Consider the following 14444-nt stretch of genomic DNA (forward strand, 5'->3'; position numbering starts at 1 on the left):
CTCTCCTCCACGGGTTCGCCACCACACCGATAAAAGTGTAGACGAGCGTAAAAGAAAGGGCGCTTCACCTCCGGAGGAAGCGCGATTGATGGCTCAGAAGCGGGGGGCAATGCGGGGCGTGACGCGCCCGTGTAGGGCCGGGTTGTCGCTTTCGTCTTTTAACTGAACGCCAGTCAGGCGGCGCAAAAAGGCCTGCTCCAGCAGCCACGCCAGTTTGAAGGCGGCAGCCTCATAGCTCAGGCCTTCCGGGCGAATGTTAGAGATGCAATTGCGCTCGGATTCAATGCGTTTACGCGTTGGTTGCCAGGTGAGATAGACGCCCAGGCTATCCGGTGAGGACAAGCCAGGCCGCTCGCCAATCAGGATCGCCACGGCTTTACTGCCCAGCGTTTCACCAATGTCATCACCCAGCGCGACGCGCGACTGATGCGCCAGCACAATCGGCCCAGGAGAAATACCCAGCGTGTGCAGGTAGGGTAGCAGGGCGCTGATCAGCCCCGTCGACTGGCGGTGGACGGCATGGGAGGACAAACCGTCACCAATCACCAGCAGTAAGTCGTGCGGCGCAGTGCGGCTGGCTACCAGCGCTTTCCTGCTCTCTTCGCTGAGTACGCGTCCCAGGTCCGGGCGGTTCAGGTAGGTGTGGCGGTCTGCCGCGGCACTGTGCGCCTCCAGCGTCTTCAACCCCAGTGTATGGAGTTGCCGCGCCAGCGTTTCACTGTCAAAAGGCTGGTGAATGGCATCGCGGGCCTGTGCATGCGCCAGCCCGAAGTTGAGCACCTCCTGCGTGGGCAGACTTGCGCCGCAGCGCCCGAGCGCAATGCGGGCATCGGTGAATTCGCGCAGCAGTGTCCAGGCATCGGGCGCGGTCATACGTGTGCTCCTTGTGGCAAGGCGGTTAACAGCGGGTGGTTGGCACCGGTCAGGCGCAACTGGCCGTGGGCATCGATAATTTGCATGCGGGTCAGCCACTGCGCGAACTCCGGCGCATGCTTAAGCCCCAGCAGGCGGCGGGCATATAGCGCATCGTGGAAAGAGGTGCTCTGGTAATTGAGCATAATGTCGTCTGCGCCCGGCACGCCGATCAGGAAAGTGAGCCCGGCGGTGCACAGCAAGGTAAGCAGGGTATCCATATCATCCTGATCGGCTTCGGCGTGGTTGGTGTAGCAAACGTCGCAGCCAATCGGCAGACCCATCAGCTTGCCGCAGAAGTGATCTTCCAGCCCGGCGCGGATGATCTGTTTGCCGTCATACAGGTATTCCGGGCCGATAAAGCCGACCACCGTGTTGACCAGCAACGGGTTGAAGTGGCGCGCAACGGCATAGGCGCGCGCCTCGCAGGTTTGTTGATCGACACCGTGGTGCGCATTGGCGGAGAGGCAACTGCCTTGGCCCGTTTCAAAATACATGACGTTGTTGCCCAGCGTACCGCGTTGCAGGCTTAACGCCGCCTCATGGGCCTCCTGCAACAGCGCAAGGTTAATACCAAAACCGCTGTTCGCCGCTTCGGTACCCGCAACCGACTGGAACACCAGATCGACGGGCGCGCCGCGTTCAATAAGTTGCACGGTGTTGGTGACATGGGTCAGTACGCAGGACTGCGTTGGAATGGCAAAACGATCGATAATGTCTGCCATCATATGGTTGAGTTTTTCCAGCACCGGCAGGCTGTCGCTGGCGGGGTTGATGCCGACAACCGCATCGCCCGCACCATACAACAGACCATCAAGCATGCTGGCGGCAATGCCTTTCACATCGTCGGTGGGGTGGTTAGGTTGTAAACGCACACTCAGGTGGCCAGGCAGACCAATGGTATTACGAAAGCGGGTAATTACGCTGCACTTGCTGGCGACGAGGATCAGATCCTGGTTGCGCATTAACTTGCTGACTGCAGCGGCCATTTCCGGCGTGATGGCGCGGGCAACATGGCTCAGCATTGCCGTGTCGGTGCTGTCTGCCAGTAGCCAGTCGCGAAACTCGCCCACCGTCAAATGTGCAATCAGCGTGAAGGCGGCGGCGTCGTGGGTATCGATGACAAGACGCGTGACTTCATCCTCCTCGTAGGGGATCAACGGGTTGGTGAGAATATCGCGTAGCGGCACATCCGCAAGGGCGATTTTTGCCGCCATTCGCTCCTCTGCCGACTGTGCGGCAACTCCGGCCAGCACATCCCCGGAGCGCGCCGGGGAGGCTTTTGCCATGACGTCTTTGAGACTGGCGAACGTGTAACTCCGGTGCGCCAGAGTGGTTTTATACATTGACCCTCCTCAGGAAATCGCGCGCAGTTGCGGGTCCAGGCTGGCGCGTTCGCGGGCGTGCGCCGTTTTACGGAACCACAAATAACCGCCGAGCATCATGATGGCAAAGATCAGCGCCAGCAGGGTGTTGTACCAGACCATTGCCACCAGGCAGAGCACGGCCATGCCTAAGGCAAAGGCGGGCGCATACGGGAACAGCGGCGCTTTAAACGGGCGCGCCAGTTCCGGCTCGCTGCGGCGCAATCTGAACAAGGCCGCCATCGAGATGATATACATTACGATAGCGCCAAAAACCGACATCGTCACAATGCAGGCCGTCAGTGGCATGCCGCTGATGGTAATTAACGAGTCGGAAAAAATCGCCGCGATACCCACCACGCCACCGGCCAGGATCGCCAGATGCGGCGTGCGGGTTTTGCGGTTCAGGTTTGCCAGGCTTGCTGGCAGATAACCGGCGCGCGCCAGCGAATAAATTTGCCGTGAGTAACCCATTATGATGCCGTGAAACGACGCCACCAGGCCAAACAGTCCCAGCCACACCAGCATATGCAGCCAGCCGCTGCTATTGCCAACGACGACTTTCATAGCCTGCGGCAACGGATCGTTAATATTGGACAACGCACGCCAGTCGCCCACACCGCCGGCAAAAATCATAACTCCCACCGCCAGTACCGTCAGGGTCAGAATGCCGCCGCCCAGTGCGCGCGGAATTGTCCGTTGCGGATCCTTGGCTTCTTCTGCTGCCATCGACGCGCCTTCAATGGCGAGGAAAAACCAGATGGCGAACGGAATGGCGGCAAACATCCCTGGCAGCGCAAGGCCGCTAAAGCTCTCCGCGCCTGCCCAGCCATGGGCGGTGAAGTTGCCCCACGAAAAGCCCGGCGCGACCACGCCCATAAACACCAGCAGTTCGAAAATGGCCAGCAAGGTAACCACTAACTCAAAGGTGGCGGCAATGCCGACACCAAGAATATTGAGTGTCATAAAAATAATGTACGCGCCACAGGCGACCCATTTGGGATCCAGCGACGGGAACTGCACATTCAGATAGGCGCCAATCGCCATGGCGATAGCCGGCGGGGCAAAAACAAACTCTATCAATGTGGCAAAGCCCGCAATAAACCCGCCCGTTGGGCCAAATGCACGGTAGGCATACGCGAAGGGGCCGCCAGCGTGTGGGATGGCAGTGGTCAGCTCGGTAAAACTAAAGATAAAAGCGCAATACATTGCGGCAATAAGAAGTGCCACAATCAAAAAACCCATTGTTCCGGCCTGGGACCAGCCATAGCTCCAGCCAAAGTACTCCCCTGAGATAACCAGTCCGACGGCAATGCCCCACAAACGGAAGCTGCCCAGTGTTCTTTTAAGTGTTGTGGTACTCATTCTGTTCTGCCTCGCCATTGAATAACGTTGCAGAGAGACTGCAAAGCGGATGCCAGAAAAAATAACCCTTTTCATTCATGAGGTTACTTTTTTATACCCATTATAGTGCTGCCGCAGGCGTGTTTTTGGTGCAGCGGCTGCCCCGCGATGGTGAGCACGCCACCTAATCAGGTTCCTGCTGCTTAATGTGAAATTTATTTCCACCGGGTTTGAAAAATAATTTACCCGGAGCGGGTTTAGGAATTTTGTTGTTCGCTAATGGAAATTAATTGCGAATTTTCTTAAGTTATTTCCATCAGCAAAAGCTTTAATTAGATTAATGATTCGATTCTTTGAGAATAATTTCACATTAACTTAACATGCTGATTTTACGATATGAATGAATGGGTTTTGTGAGCCGATACACAGAGTATTCAGGCGAGAGCCTGACGTTAAATATAATTCATGGGAAGCGGTTGACCTGAATTGGCAGGCAATTTATTTTGTACCCCAAAATTCAGTATCGCTTCGGATTATATTTAATAAAGGAGGGGGTATGGCCTGGCGTCCTATTTTATACGTCATTTTTACGCATAATCCGCGACTTAATAGCCGACGGGCAAATTTACGTTTGGTGCACGGGTAATTTTCCCTCCCCCGCAGGGGAGGGGAGAGTTTAGCCCGCTTTCTGCTCGGGCAGATGCGCGGCAATATAACGTTCGTAGCGGTTGGCTTTCAGGTACGTTAAATCCACCAGCACCAGGCCGTCCACGCAGTTGTTAAAATCCGGGTCGCAGCCAAAATCAATAAACTGCACACCGCCGCTTTCGCAGAGCTCAGAGTACTGTTTATAGAGTGGTGGAATGCCGCAGCCAAGGTTGCCCAGCAACGATTTCAACCGCGTGAGATCTTCGGTGTAATCCTCACCCGTAAATTGCGCCAGCACATCGGGCATGGTGGCTGGCCACGGGCGGCGCGACGACGCCAGCGGCCAGGTGGCAGGGAACCACAAACGGTAAAAAGCAACCAGCAGATCCCTCGCCGCGGGCGGCATACCGCCGGAAATCGATACCGGACCGAACAAGTAGCGGTATTGCGGATAGCGCGCCAGATAGGCACCGATCCCTGACCACAGGTAATCGAGGCCGCGGCGTCCCCAGTAGCGCGGCTGAATAAAGCTGCGCCCCAGTTCAATGCCGTGGCGTAGCACATCTGCCATCCGTTCGTCATAGTGAAACAGGCTGTGGCTGTACAGTCCCTCAATGCCGCGCGCCTCGACTTGTTGGGCTGTAGGCATAAAGCGATAGGCACCGACAATTTCCAGATCGCTGTCGTCCCATAAGATCAGGTGCAGGTAATCGTCGTCATATTTATCCGTATCACGACGTTTACCGCTGCCTTCCCCCACCGCGCGAAAGGCAATTTCCCGCAGTCGCCCCAGTTCGCGCAGTAGCGGCGCATCTTCCTGCCCCTTGCGCTGCCAGAGATAGATGACTTTGCCATCCGCCGTGCGGCCAAGACACTCGGCTTTGTTAAGCTCGCGGCGCAGAATGATGCGCTCTTCCGGGCGGGCAATGGCGCACTCGGTTTTAAAGGGGCCGGGCAATCCCTTGCCCAGACGCAGAACGTGCTGGCGACACTTATCGGCCAGCTCGCGAGAAGAGAGTTGCGGCGTATGCCAGCTATCCCAGGGGATGCGCTGGCCGATTTTGATCGGCAGGTTGCTGTTGCGGCGGCGAAACATCTGCTGCATTAACAACAATAGCGGCAGCGTGTCCGACACCATGGCGCTGGCATAAAACAGCGCACTGTTGCGGGCATCAATCCATGCGGGGAGTAGCGGGGCGCGGAACTTGCTGGCCAGTTTTACAAAGCCCGTGTGCCAGCTTTTGTCACGGATCCCTTTGCGGGTCACGCGTGACACCTCTCCGGCGGGGAAGAAAATCAGCACGCCACCGGCTTGTAAATGGTTTTCCATCTGTTGCAGCGCGGTGCGGCGCGTGCGACCGCCCATATTATCCACCGGGATAAACAGGGAACTCAGCGGCTCAAGGTGGCTGAGCATGCGGTTGGTGACCACTTTGACATCTCGGCGCACCCGCGACACGGCATACATCAGCGCCAGGCCGTCGAGCGTACCGGTGGGATGGTTGGCGATAATCACCAGTGGGCCATGTTCAGGGATTTGTTCAAGGTCATGCGCGGGGACAGTGCAGCGGATTTGCAGGTGTTCGAGCACCTGTTCCACCATGTCCAGTCCTTTCAGGTGGGGGTGGCGTTCAGCAAACTGCTGGAATTCCCGTTCATAAAGCAGCCGCCTGAGCAGATTTTTTTGCCAGGGCGCGGGCCTGGCTTGTGGCCAGAGGTCATCGAGTACGTTGTCGAGACTAAACATGGTTGGTCCTCCTCCCGTCTTGCCGATGACAGTAAAGGCCGAACATGACGTTTACATTTCATTACAATGAAGTTATGACAATGCGGCGTGAGGCGGAGGGCGGCGGAGGGTTGCGGTGTAACAGGGGCATTCCCTCTCCCGCGACAGGAGAGGGAAGGTAACGCGTGGACTCAGAGCAGGCCGCGTTCGGCGAGGTCGAGTGCGAAGTAGCTGAAGATCAGATCGGCGCCTGCGCGTTTAATCGCGCCGAGGCTCTCCAGTACCACTTTATCTTCATCAATGGCACCCGCCAGCGCAGCGAATTTGATCATCGCGTATTCGCCGCTGACCTGATAAGCACCGAGCGGCAGACCGCTGCGCTCGCGAACATCGCGCAGAATGTCGAGGTATGCGCCCGCCGGTTTCACCATCAGGCAGTCTGCGCCTTCGGCCTCGTCGATTAAGGATTCGCGGATCGCTTCCCGGCGGTTCATTGGGTTCATCTGGTAGGTCTTACGATCGCCTTTCAGGGCAGTGCCCGCCGCTTCACGGAACGGGCCGTAGAACGAAGAGGCAAACTTGGTCGAGTAAGACATGATGGCGGTGTCGGTGAAACCTGCTGCATCCAGCGCCTGACGAATGGCTTTCACCTGGCCGTCCATTGCGGCGGAAGGGGCAATAAAATCTGCCCCGGCGGCGGCGGCGACCACGGCCTGTTTGCCCAGATTGATCAGGGTTGCGTCGTTATCCACTCCGTGATCACACAGCACGCCGCAATGACCGTGAGAGGTGTATTCACAGAAGCAGGTGTCAGACATGACGATCATTTCCGGCACGGTCTCTTTGCAGATACGCGACATGCGCGCCACCAGGCCATTTTCTTTCCAGGTATCGCTACCAGTGTCATCGGTGTGGTGAGAAATACCAAAGGTCATGACCGAGCGGATCCCCGCATTGGCAATGCGTTCGATCTCGCGGGCGAGGTATTTTTCCGGAATGCGCATCACGCCAGGCATCGCGTCAATGGCTTTGTAATCGTCGAGCTCTTCTTCAACAAAGATCGGCAACACAAGGTCGTTTTTGCTCAGTGTTGTCTCTTCAAACATAGCGCGCAGCGCAGGTGACTGGCGCAGGCGGCGAGGGCGAGTGATTAAATCGTTCATGGTATGCCTGATATTTGTGGAACAGAAAGGCGCATTGTAGCGGAAAAGAGCATGCGCCGTTTTACCAAAATCGCTGTTAAACACCGGGACGAAGGCAATGCGTGCCAGCCCCGGCGTGTCTGTCAGGAGGACGGAACCACTTGCGGTTTGTTGTTGCTCAGCTCGCTGACCAGATCGTTGACGCCGTCACTCATATTCACGAAACGGGTCAACGGCGAACGGGTAATAACCACAAATACGCCGACGTTGTGCTGCGGAACCATTGCCATATAGGTAATAAAGCCGCCACCGCCGCCCGTTTTTTGAATAATGCCCGGATGGCCCTCTTTCGGTGCCATGTAAACCCAGCCCAGACCTAGCGCGTCGGCTTTGCCCGGCACATCCATGCCGACAACTTTGGTCAGCTGGTTTCGCGGGTAAATCAGCGTTTGCATGCGGTCTGCCTGGCTGTTACGGGTATAAAAGTCCGACGAGAGGAACTGCTGCATCCAGCGCATCATATCGCCCGGCGTGGAGTAAACCCCGCCGCTGCCGATGGCCGCCAGCGTGTTGTTGCACGGGCTGGCACCTTTTTCTGCCACCATCAGGCGTTTGCACTGATCCGGAGAAGGCGTAAAGGTAGTGTCTTTCATGCCCAGTGGGCGGGTGATCTGCTCTTCAAACAGCTGAGGATACGGTTTACCGGCTGCGCGGGCCAGCGCATCGGCCAGCAGATCAAACGCCAGATTGGAGTAGCCGGCCTGCGTGCCAGGGGCGTATTTCAGCGTGGCCGTGGAGAGCCAGTTCCAGCGTTGTGCGCGGTCAGGCCAGACAAAAACGTCGCGGTGCGCCGCGCCGCCTGGCTGCTCACGCGGGAGGGCGCTGGTATGCGTCGCAAGGTTCACCAGCGTAATCGGCGCTCCCTGGTATGTCGGTACGCGTGCGCCCGGCGGCGCATATTTGCTTAAGGGATCGTCAAGCCGAACAACGCCCTGATCGAGCAGTTTTACCAGCATTTCGCTGGTCATGAGCTTCGAGAGCGAAGCAATACGGATGACCGAGTCCAGTTGCGGGCGCACATTGCTGCCGGGGCGGGTTTCGCCATAGCTTCTGAACACGCGCTGATTACCGTCAATTACGACCATCGCCATTCCTGTTGCGCCACTGCCGTAAAAAATATGGTTGGCATAGCGGTCAACGATATCCGAAGCAAACACCGGATCGGGCGATTGTTGCGCCGCCTGGGCGGTCGTCAGGCTCAATGCGCACAGCATCGCAGAAAAAAGCAAACAACGTTTCAACGAAGGGATCCCTATAAAAATGGGAAAGAGAGAGCGTATTTATACTATTTAGTACGCCGTTGCAAAGCAGCAATAAGCGTATTATTTCGCCCTAATACGTAACGATGGGTAAAAATGAAATTTTTTCCCTATGACTGAGCCTTTCCGGGCATGTGGTAACCTCTTCATTTCCCACGTACAGGAGTCAACAATGGCAGGCAAACGGGTGGTTATGGTCGTGGATATGCAAAATGGCGTCTTTGCCACTCCGCGTATTCAACGTGAACAGTGTGTCGCGCGTATTAACCAGCTAACGGCAGCGGCAGAGACGGTGATTTTTATCCAGCATGCGGAAGCCGGAGGGCTGGAAGAGGGCAGCGAGGGCTTTGCGCTTTTGCCAGAACTCTCTCAACCGGTAAACGCATTGTATGTTACCAAGACCGCGTGCGATGCGTTCTATAACACGTCACTTGCCGGGCTCCTGCAAGCGCACGACATTTCGGCGTTTGTGATGTGCGGTTGTGCAACCGATTATTGTGTGGACACCACCCTCAAAAACGGCGCCAGTCGCGGTTATGCCATCACGATGGCAGAAGATGCGCATACCACGGCGAATCGTCCTGCTGCGCAAGCCAGCACGCTCATCGCCCATTACAACGAGGTCTGGCGCACGCTCACCGTGCCAGGGAATCCAGTACTGGTGAAACCCGTCGAAACAATTCTTCACGAATGGCAAACGAACTAAGGCGTTACCCTTAGGTCAGAAACAACGATACGGCGTCGCCCTGGCGGCGCTTTTTTATCGCTGCGTGATGGCGCAGCGTAGCCATGCGGTACACAGCATTTGTCGTAAATAATAAGAAATAAGCAGGAGTGCACGATGTTTAAAGCCTTCTTTCCGAAGCCAACACTGTTCTTTTTGTCCGCTTTTATCTGGACCGCCATCGCCGTGATTTTCTGGCAGGTGGGCGGCGAAGCCTGGTTGATGCGCCTGACTGGCGCATCAACGGATGTCCCTATCAGCGCCTCGCGTTTCTGGAGCCCGGGTTATCTGCTGTTTTATGCCTACTACGCTTTTTGCGTCGGGGTGTTTGCCGCCTGCTGGTTTACCTTTTCGCCGCACCGCTGGCAGCGTTGGTCCATTCTGGGAACGGCGTTAATCATCTTTGTGACCTGGTTTTTGGTGGAGGTGAATGTGGCCATCAATGCCTGGTATCAACCGTTTTATGATTTGATTCAGACGGCGCTGAGCGCGCCCAATAAAGTCAGCATTGGCCAGCTTTACAGCGAGATTGGCGTGTTTTTGTGGATAGCGCTGATCGCGGTGACGGTTGCGGTGCTGAATAACTTCTTTGTCAGCCATTATGTGTTCCGCTGGCGCACGGCAATGAACGAATATTACATGGCGCACTGGGATCATCTGCGTCATATCGAAGGGGCAGCGCAGCGCGTGCAGGAAGATACCATGCGTTTTGCCACTACGCTTGAAGACATGGGGACCAGTTTTATCAATGCGGTGATGACGTTGATCGCGTTTTTGCCGGTGCTGGTGGCATTGTCACCGCACGTCGAACAGCTCCCGTTGGTGGGGCATGTGGCATACGGCCTGGTGATTGCCGCGATTGGCTGGGCGATCCTCGGCACGGTATTGCTGGCGTTTGTGGGGATCAAACTGCCGGGGCTGGAGTTTAAAAATCAGCGTGTTGAAGCCGCCTACCGTAAAGAACTGGTGTACGGCGAAGACGATCACCATCGCGCAAGGCCTCACACCATTGCCGAGCTGTTTGCTGCCGTGCGCCGTAACTATTTCCGCCTCTATTTTCACTATATGTATTTCAATATCGCCCGTATCCTGTACCTGCAGGTGGATGTGGTGTTTGGCCTGATTGTGCTGTTCCCGACGATTGCCGCCGGGGCGATCACCTTCGGTCTGATGCGCCAGATCACTAACGTTTTTGAGCAGGTACGCAGTTCGTTCCAGTATCTGATTTCCTCCTGGACGACGCTGGTGGAACTGATGTCTATCTACAAGCGTTTGCGCAGTTTTGAGCGTGAACTGGATGGGCAGGCGGTTCAGCCCGTGCCGCATCATTTTGGTTAAAAGAAGGAACGGCATGTCTTACCTACCGCGTGTTTGCTGGTTGCTGGCGGCGCTGATCGTCGCTGGCTGTTCGTCACCAGGTCCGCTTTCTCAGCAGGAAGCAGAGAAAGAAAAAGGGCGAGAAAAAGAGAAGCCGCTGGATGTGGCAAGCGTGGTGCGCCAAAAAATACCGGCCAGCGTGAAAGATCGCGATGGCTGGGCGCAGGATATTGCCACCACCTTTCGTAGCCAGCAGTTAGCGCCAACACTGGAAAATATCTGTTCGGTGCTGGCGGTGGCGCAGCAGGAATCCAATTATCAGGCCGATCCTGTGGTTCCGGGGTTAAGCAAAATCGCCTGGAAAGAGATCGATAAGCGTGCTGAACGCATGCATATTCCTGCCGTGCTGGTGCATACCGCGCTAAAAGTTACGTCGCCGAATGGTAAAAGCTACAGTGAAAGGCTGGATAAAGTCCGGACGGAAAGAGAACTGAGCGCCATTTTCGATGACTTTATCAGCGTGGTACCGATGGGGCAGAAACTGTTCGGCTCCCTGAACCCGGTACGTACCGGCGGGCCGATGCAGATAAGCGTGGCGTTTGCCCAGCAGCATACTGACGGTTATCCATGGGAAATGCAGGGGACCGTGCGTCAGGAAGTGTTTACCCGTCGTGGCGGACTGTGGTTTGGCACGTATCATCTGCTTAACTATCCCGCCCGTTATAGCGCGCCGATTTACCGTTTTGCCGATTTTAACGCCGGGTTATACGCCAGCCGCAATGCCGCCTTCCAGCACGCGGTGAGCGTCGCGACCGGAATGAAACTGGCGCTGGACGGCGACCTGATCCTTTATAACAGTAACGATACAGGCGCGACTGAACGCGCTGTCAGAACGCTTGGGCCGACACTCAATATGAGCGATCGCGATATTCGTCGCCAGTTGGAGCGCGGAGACAGTCAGAAGCTGGAAGAGACGACGCTGTGGCGCGAAGTCTATCGCCTGGCGGAAAAGAAAAGTGGTAAAACGCTGCCGCGGGAAATGCTGCCGGGCATTCAGTTAGAAAGCCCGAAGATCACCCGCAACCTGACAACGGCATGGTTTGCGAAGCGCGTCGACGATCGTCGGGCAGCGTGCATGGCGCAGAATTAACGCAGGTGGTGTCGTCGCCAGCGCAGGAAAAGCGCGATGACACCCAGCACGGCGCTTCCTGCCAGGAAGGGCACAAGGCCGAAAATCGTGCCTACGCCGAGCCCGAGTTCCACATGGGGGCGTGCGCTGTCCTGTATCTGCATCAGATGTTCAAACACGCCAGGGGCATGCACCAGCAGGTTCAGTAGCTGGGCTCCCGCCCAGAAACAGAGCAGTACGAACACCGCATATGCAATGTTACCCGGCCTGGAGGTGTCACGTTTTTTCGCGCCCGTAAAGGGTTTTGACAAGGTAAAGTCAGCCATAAGACCTCCGGTACTCTTTAACATTTAAACCGCTATTTAACACTGGAAGGAGCAGGCTCTGTGGCCCTCAACTGACGGTAATTTTGACAGCTGTACCGGTTTGTCAACATAAGAATGGTGATAATTTCGCCCCGGGAAGGATCCCATGTGAGGGAATTTTGTTCGCGCTCACATTTTTGTAACGTTTTAATTACTTTGGTAACATTTCGGAATTACCGCATACGACACAGACCCAATGTACTGGTTATGCGATGATGTCTTTTTAACTGCCGGAGTTGTCATGAAGCTGCCTGCGAAAATACGCCGTGACTGGCATTATTACGCGTTTGCGATTGGATTAATTTTTATTCTGAATGGAGTGGTGGGGCTGTTAGGTTTTGAAGCTAAAGGCTGGCAGACGTATGCAGTTGGCCTGGTTACGTGGGTGATCAGTTTCTGGCTCGCGGGCTTTATTATCCGCCGCCGCCCCGATGAGGAAGAGACGGCGGATAAGCCACAGTAACGCTTAACGGTTAACGGAAATTTTCAGCGCGCTATTGGCCTGATGGCGCGCAATGGCCAGCTCAATCAGGCGTGTGATCAGCGCAGAGTAGCTGATACCGCTGGCCTGCCACAGTTTCGGGTACATGCTGATATTGGTAAAACCCGGCAGCGTATTGATCTCATTAATGATCACATCACTTTCTGGCGTCAGGAATACATCGACGCGTGCCATCCCTTCGCAGCCAAGCGTTTGGTATGCCTGCACGGCAATCTGGCGGATCTTGTCATTGACCTGTGGCTCAATCGCCGCCGGTACCACTACCTGTGCGCCGTTATCGTCAATGTATTTGGTGTCGTAGGCGTAGAACTCGCTGTTGAGGACGATTTCGCCGCAGGTGCTGGCCTGCGGATCGTCATTACCAAGCACGGCGCATTCGATCTCACGGCCCTTAATGCCTTTCTCGACCACCACTTTTTTGTCAAATTCAAAGGCCAGGCGGACCGCCTCATGGTACTGCGCCTCGTTGGTCACTTTGCTGACCCCGACAGAGGAGCCCTGGTTAGCTGGTTTCACAAACAGCGGCAGACCAAGCTTTGCTTCCACTTCACTGAAGCGGATGTTGTCACGGTTGGCGCGTGTCAGGGTGATAAAGGGCGCAATCGCCAGCCCGGCATCGCGCAGCAGGCGTTTGGTCACGTCTTTGTCCATACAGGCTGCTGAGGCCAGCACATCGGAACCGACAAACGGCAGGTTTGCCAGGCGCAACATCCCTTGCAGGCTGCCGTCTTCTCCCAGCGTACCGTGAACGATCGGGAAGACAACATCCACATCCGGCAGCGGTGAGCGGCTTTCTGCTGCAATCAATTGCTGTTGTTCATTGCCCGGTACCAGCGCCACGCTGTTATCAGACGGATTCAGCGCAATGCGCGCCGGATCGTTTGCGTTCAGCAGGTAATTATTCGCATCGCTTATGTGCCACTGGCCCTGTTTATCAATTCCCAGCAGCACGACCTCAAATCGCGATTTATCCATCGCATCGACGATATTTTTCGCCGATTGCAATGACACTTCATGCTCCGCCGATTTCCCGCCGAAGACGACCCCCACCCGCAGTTTTGCCATTTCTACGTTCACTCATACTGATTCACAAAGCACATACCATAGCACGTCAAAACGCACGATTCGCGGCCTTCTGCCATAATGTTTTTGACAGACCGTAAGGGGGTGTCGTGGGGAGAAAAAGCCTGATTGTGCTGTGCATTCTGTTGGCGCTGATTTTCATCGGTTACCGTCATCTGCCGTCGTACTACAACCCGTTTGCACCATTACAACTGACCGATCCGCCCGGCCGCCTCACTCAATTTAAATTGCGGCGACTGCCCCCGGAGGCCTGTAGCGCATTATTGAGTGAGGCTAACCAGCAGCGGCTGATCTCATCTGTGCCGGTGGCGGATAGCGCAGGCGATTGCCCGTTAACGGATGTGGTGCGGGTACGCGATTTTGGTACCGTCAAACTGAACAGCAGTTTTCTGGCCAGTTGCCCGCTGGCGTTGAGCTCGGCATTGTTTATTGAGCAGCAGGCACGACCATTAACCCAGCGCTTTATGGGCAGCGCACTGGTGCGCATCGATCATCTGGGCAGTTACGCCTGCCGGAATATTTATCACCGTGCGGATGCCCGCCGTAGCGAGCATGCCAGTGCTGAAGCGCTGGATATTCGCGGCTTTCAACTGGCGAATGGACAGCAAGTGACGGTGCTTAAAGGCTGGCAGCAGGCCCGTACCCAGCCGTGGCTGCAGGCCATGCTCAGCGCCAGTTGCGGGTATTATGGCAACGGACTGGGCCCGGAGTATAACGCCGCCCATGCTAACCACTTTCATTTGGGGATGCGTGGCTTTGGTCTGTGCCGTTAAAGCATAAATCACCATGATGAGCAGGGTTTTTTTGTCGGGCCTCCGTGCTGTGCGGCGGTGAGCAGATAAAACACCAAACTTCGTTTAAGCGCATCT

The 14444-nt window shown here is 55.9% G+C and carries 13 protein-coding genes; 5 read left to right on the forward strand and 8 right to left on the reverse strand.

Translation table 11 applies throughout. From position 1 onward, the window contains the following. Positions 1 to 93: 93 nt before the first annotated feature. From eutC to ampH, 6 genes are all read right to left on the reverse strand, one after another. Positions 94 to 873 carry an ethanolamine ammonia-lyase subunit EutC gene (eutC, locus tag RTX30_RS08675; protein WP_312688914.1) on the reverse strand — a complete coding sequence of 260 codons (780 nt, stop codon included), beginning with the start codon at positions 871 to 873 and terminating at the stop codon, positions 94 to 96. Next, on the reverse strand, positions 870 to 2258 hold the full coding sequence (locus RTX30_RS08680) for an ethanolamine ammonia-lyase subunit EutB (protein ID WP_312688915.1): 1389 nt from the start codon (positions 2256 to 2258) through the stop codon (positions 870 to 872). The genes eutC and RTX30_RS08680 overlap by 4 nt, the downstream gene beginning before the upstream one ends. Before the next feature lie 9 nt (positions 2259 to 2267). Then, positions 2268 to 3641 carry an ethanolamine permease gene (eat, locus tag RTX30_RS08685; protein WP_312688916.1) on the reverse strand — a complete coding sequence of 458 codons (1374 nt, stop codon included), beginning with the start codon at positions 3639 to 3641 and terminating at the stop codon, positions 2268 to 2270. A gap of 655 nt (positions 3642 to 4296) precedes the next feature. After that, positions 4297 to 6015, reverse strand: a complete 1719-nt coding sequence (locus RTX30_RS08690; protein ID WP_312688917.1) for a GNAT family N-acyltransferase — start codon at positions 6013 to 6015, stop codon at positions 4297 to 4299. 170 nt (positions 6016 to 6185) lie between these two features. After that, complete coding sequence (hemB, locus tag RTX30_RS08695; protein WP_312688918.1) at positions 6186 to 7157, reverse strand: porphobilinogen synthase; 972 nt, start codon at positions 7155 to 7157, stop codon at positions 6186 to 6188. A gap of 122 nt (positions 7158 to 7279) precedes the next feature. Continuing rightward, a complete protein-coding gene (gene ampH / locus RTX30_RS08700) occupies positions 7280 to 8437 on the reverse strand; it encodes a D-alanyl-D-alanine-carboxypeptidase/endopeptidase AmpH (protein WP_312688919.1) in 1158 nt (385 codons plus the stop codon). A gap of 190 nt (positions 8438 to 8627) precedes the next feature. On the opposite strand from ampH, the gene RTX30_RS08705 reads away from it, so the two are divergent. The 3 genes from RTX30_RS08705 to RTX30_RS08715 all read left to right on the forward strand — a co-directional run bounded on the left by RTX30_RS08705 (position 8628) and on the right by RTX30_RS08715 (position 11646). After that, the gene (locus tag RTX30_RS08705) at positions 8628 to 9161 is read left to right on the forward strand and encodes an isochorismatase family protein (RefSeq protein WP_312688920.1); all 534 of its coding nucleotides are present in this window, start codon (positions 8628 to 8630) and stop codon (positions 9159 to 9161) included. 135 nt (positions 9162 to 9296) lie between these two features. Further along, entirely contained in the window at positions 9297 to 10517 is a 1221-nt protein-coding gene (sbmA, locus tag RTX30_RS08710) for a peptide antibiotic transporter SbmA (RefSeq protein ID WP_312688921.1), read from the forward strand. Between the two features lie 13 nt (positions 10518 to 10530). Further along, the gene (locus RTX30_RS08715) at positions 10531 to 11646 is read left to right on the forward strand and encodes a DUF1615 domain-containing protein (RefSeq protein ID WP_312688922.1); all 1116 of its coding nucleotides are present in this window, start codon (positions 10531 to 10533) and stop codon (positions 11644 to 11646) included. Here the strand turns inward: RTX30_RS08715 and RTX30_RS08720 are convergent. Further along, positions 11643 to 11951: a DUF2755 family protein gene (locus tag RTX30_RS08720; protein ID WP_312688923.1), complete on the reverse strand. Its 309-nt coding sequence runs from the start codon at positions 11949 to 11951 to the stop codon at positions 11643 to 11645. The two genes, RTX30_RS08715 and RTX30_RS08720, sit on opposite strands and share 4 nt — an antisense overlap. A gap of 280 nt (positions 11952 to 12231) precedes the next feature. On the opposite strand from RTX30_RS08720, the gene RTX30_RS08725 reads away from it, so the two are divergent. Continuing rightward, positions 12232 to 12453 carry a DUF2754 domain-containing protein gene (locus tag RTX30_RS08725; RefSeq protein WP_312688924.1) on the forward strand — a complete coding sequence of 74 codons (222 nt, stop codon included), beginning with the start codon at positions 12232 to 12234 and terminating at the stop codon, positions 12451 to 12453. Between the two features lie 3 nt (positions 12454 to 12456). On the opposite strand, the gene ddlA is transcribed toward RTX30_RS08725, so the two are convergent. Continuing rightward, a complete protein-coding gene (gene ddlA, locus RTX30_RS08730) occupies positions 12457 to 13557 on the reverse strand; it encodes a D-alanine--D-alanine ligase (RefSeq protein WP_312688925.1) in 1101 nt (366 codons plus the stop codon). Between the two features lie 107 nt (positions 13558 to 13664). Between ddlA and RTX30_RS08735 the strand changes: the two genes are divergently transcribed. After that, complete coding sequence (locus RTX30_RS08735) at positions 13665 to 14348, forward strand: extensin family protein (protein WP_312688926.1); 684 nt, start codon at positions 13665 to 13667, stop codon at positions 14346 to 14348. Positions 14349 to 14444: the final 96 nt, after the last annotated feature.

The sequence above is a fragment of the Kosakonia sp. genome (genome assembly GCF_032052965.1).
Taxonomy (GTDB): Bacteria; Pseudomonadota; Gammaproteobacteria; order Enterobacterales; family Enterobacteriaceae; genus Kosakonia.

Bases quoted from the DNA above. Each gene is read 5' to 3' on its own strand.
- eutC (WP_312688914.1), bottom strand. From the start codon at position 873: ATGACCGCGCCCGATGCCTGGACACTGCTGCGCGAATTCACCGATGCC.
- RTX30_RS08680 (WP_312688915.1), bottom strand. From the start codon at position 2,258: ATGTATAAAACCACTCTGGCGCACCGGAGTTACACGTTCGCCAGTCTC.
- eat (WP_312688916.1), bottom strand. From the start codon at position 3,641: ATGAGTACCACAACACTTAAAAGAACACTGGGCAGCTTCCGTTTGTGG.
- RTX30_RS08690 (WP_312688917.1), bottom strand. From the start codon at position 6,015: ATGTTTAGTCTCGACAACGTACTCGATGACCTCTGGCCACAAGCCAGG.
- hemB (WP_312688918.1), bottom strand. From the start codon at position 7,157: ATGAACGATTTAATCACTCGCCCTCGCCGCCTGCGCCAGTCACCTGCG.
- RTX30_RS08705 (WP_312688920.1), top strand. From the start codon at position 8,628: ATGGCAGGCAAACGGGTGGTTATGGTCGTGGATATGCAAAATGGCGTC.
- sbmA (WP_312688921.1), top strand. From the start codon at position 9,297: ATGTTTAAAGCCTTCTTTCCGAAGCCAACACTGTTCTTTTTGTCCGCT.
- RTX30_RS08715 (WP_312688922.1), top strand. From the start codon at position 10,531: ATGTCTTACCTACCGCGTGTTTGCTGGTTGCTGGCGGCGCTGATCGTC.
- RTX30_RS08720 (WP_312688923.1), bottom strand. From the start codon at position 11,951: ATGGCTGACTTTACCTTGTCAAAACCCTTTACGGGCGCGAAAAAACGT.
- RTX30_RS08725 (WP_312688924.1), top strand. From the start codon at position 12,232: ATGAAGCTGCCTGCGAAAATACGCCGTGACTGGCATTATTACGCGTTT.
- ddlA (WP_312688925.1), bottom strand. From the start codon at position 13,557: ATGGCAAAACTGCGGGTGGGGGTCGTCTTCGGCGGGAAATCGGCGGAG.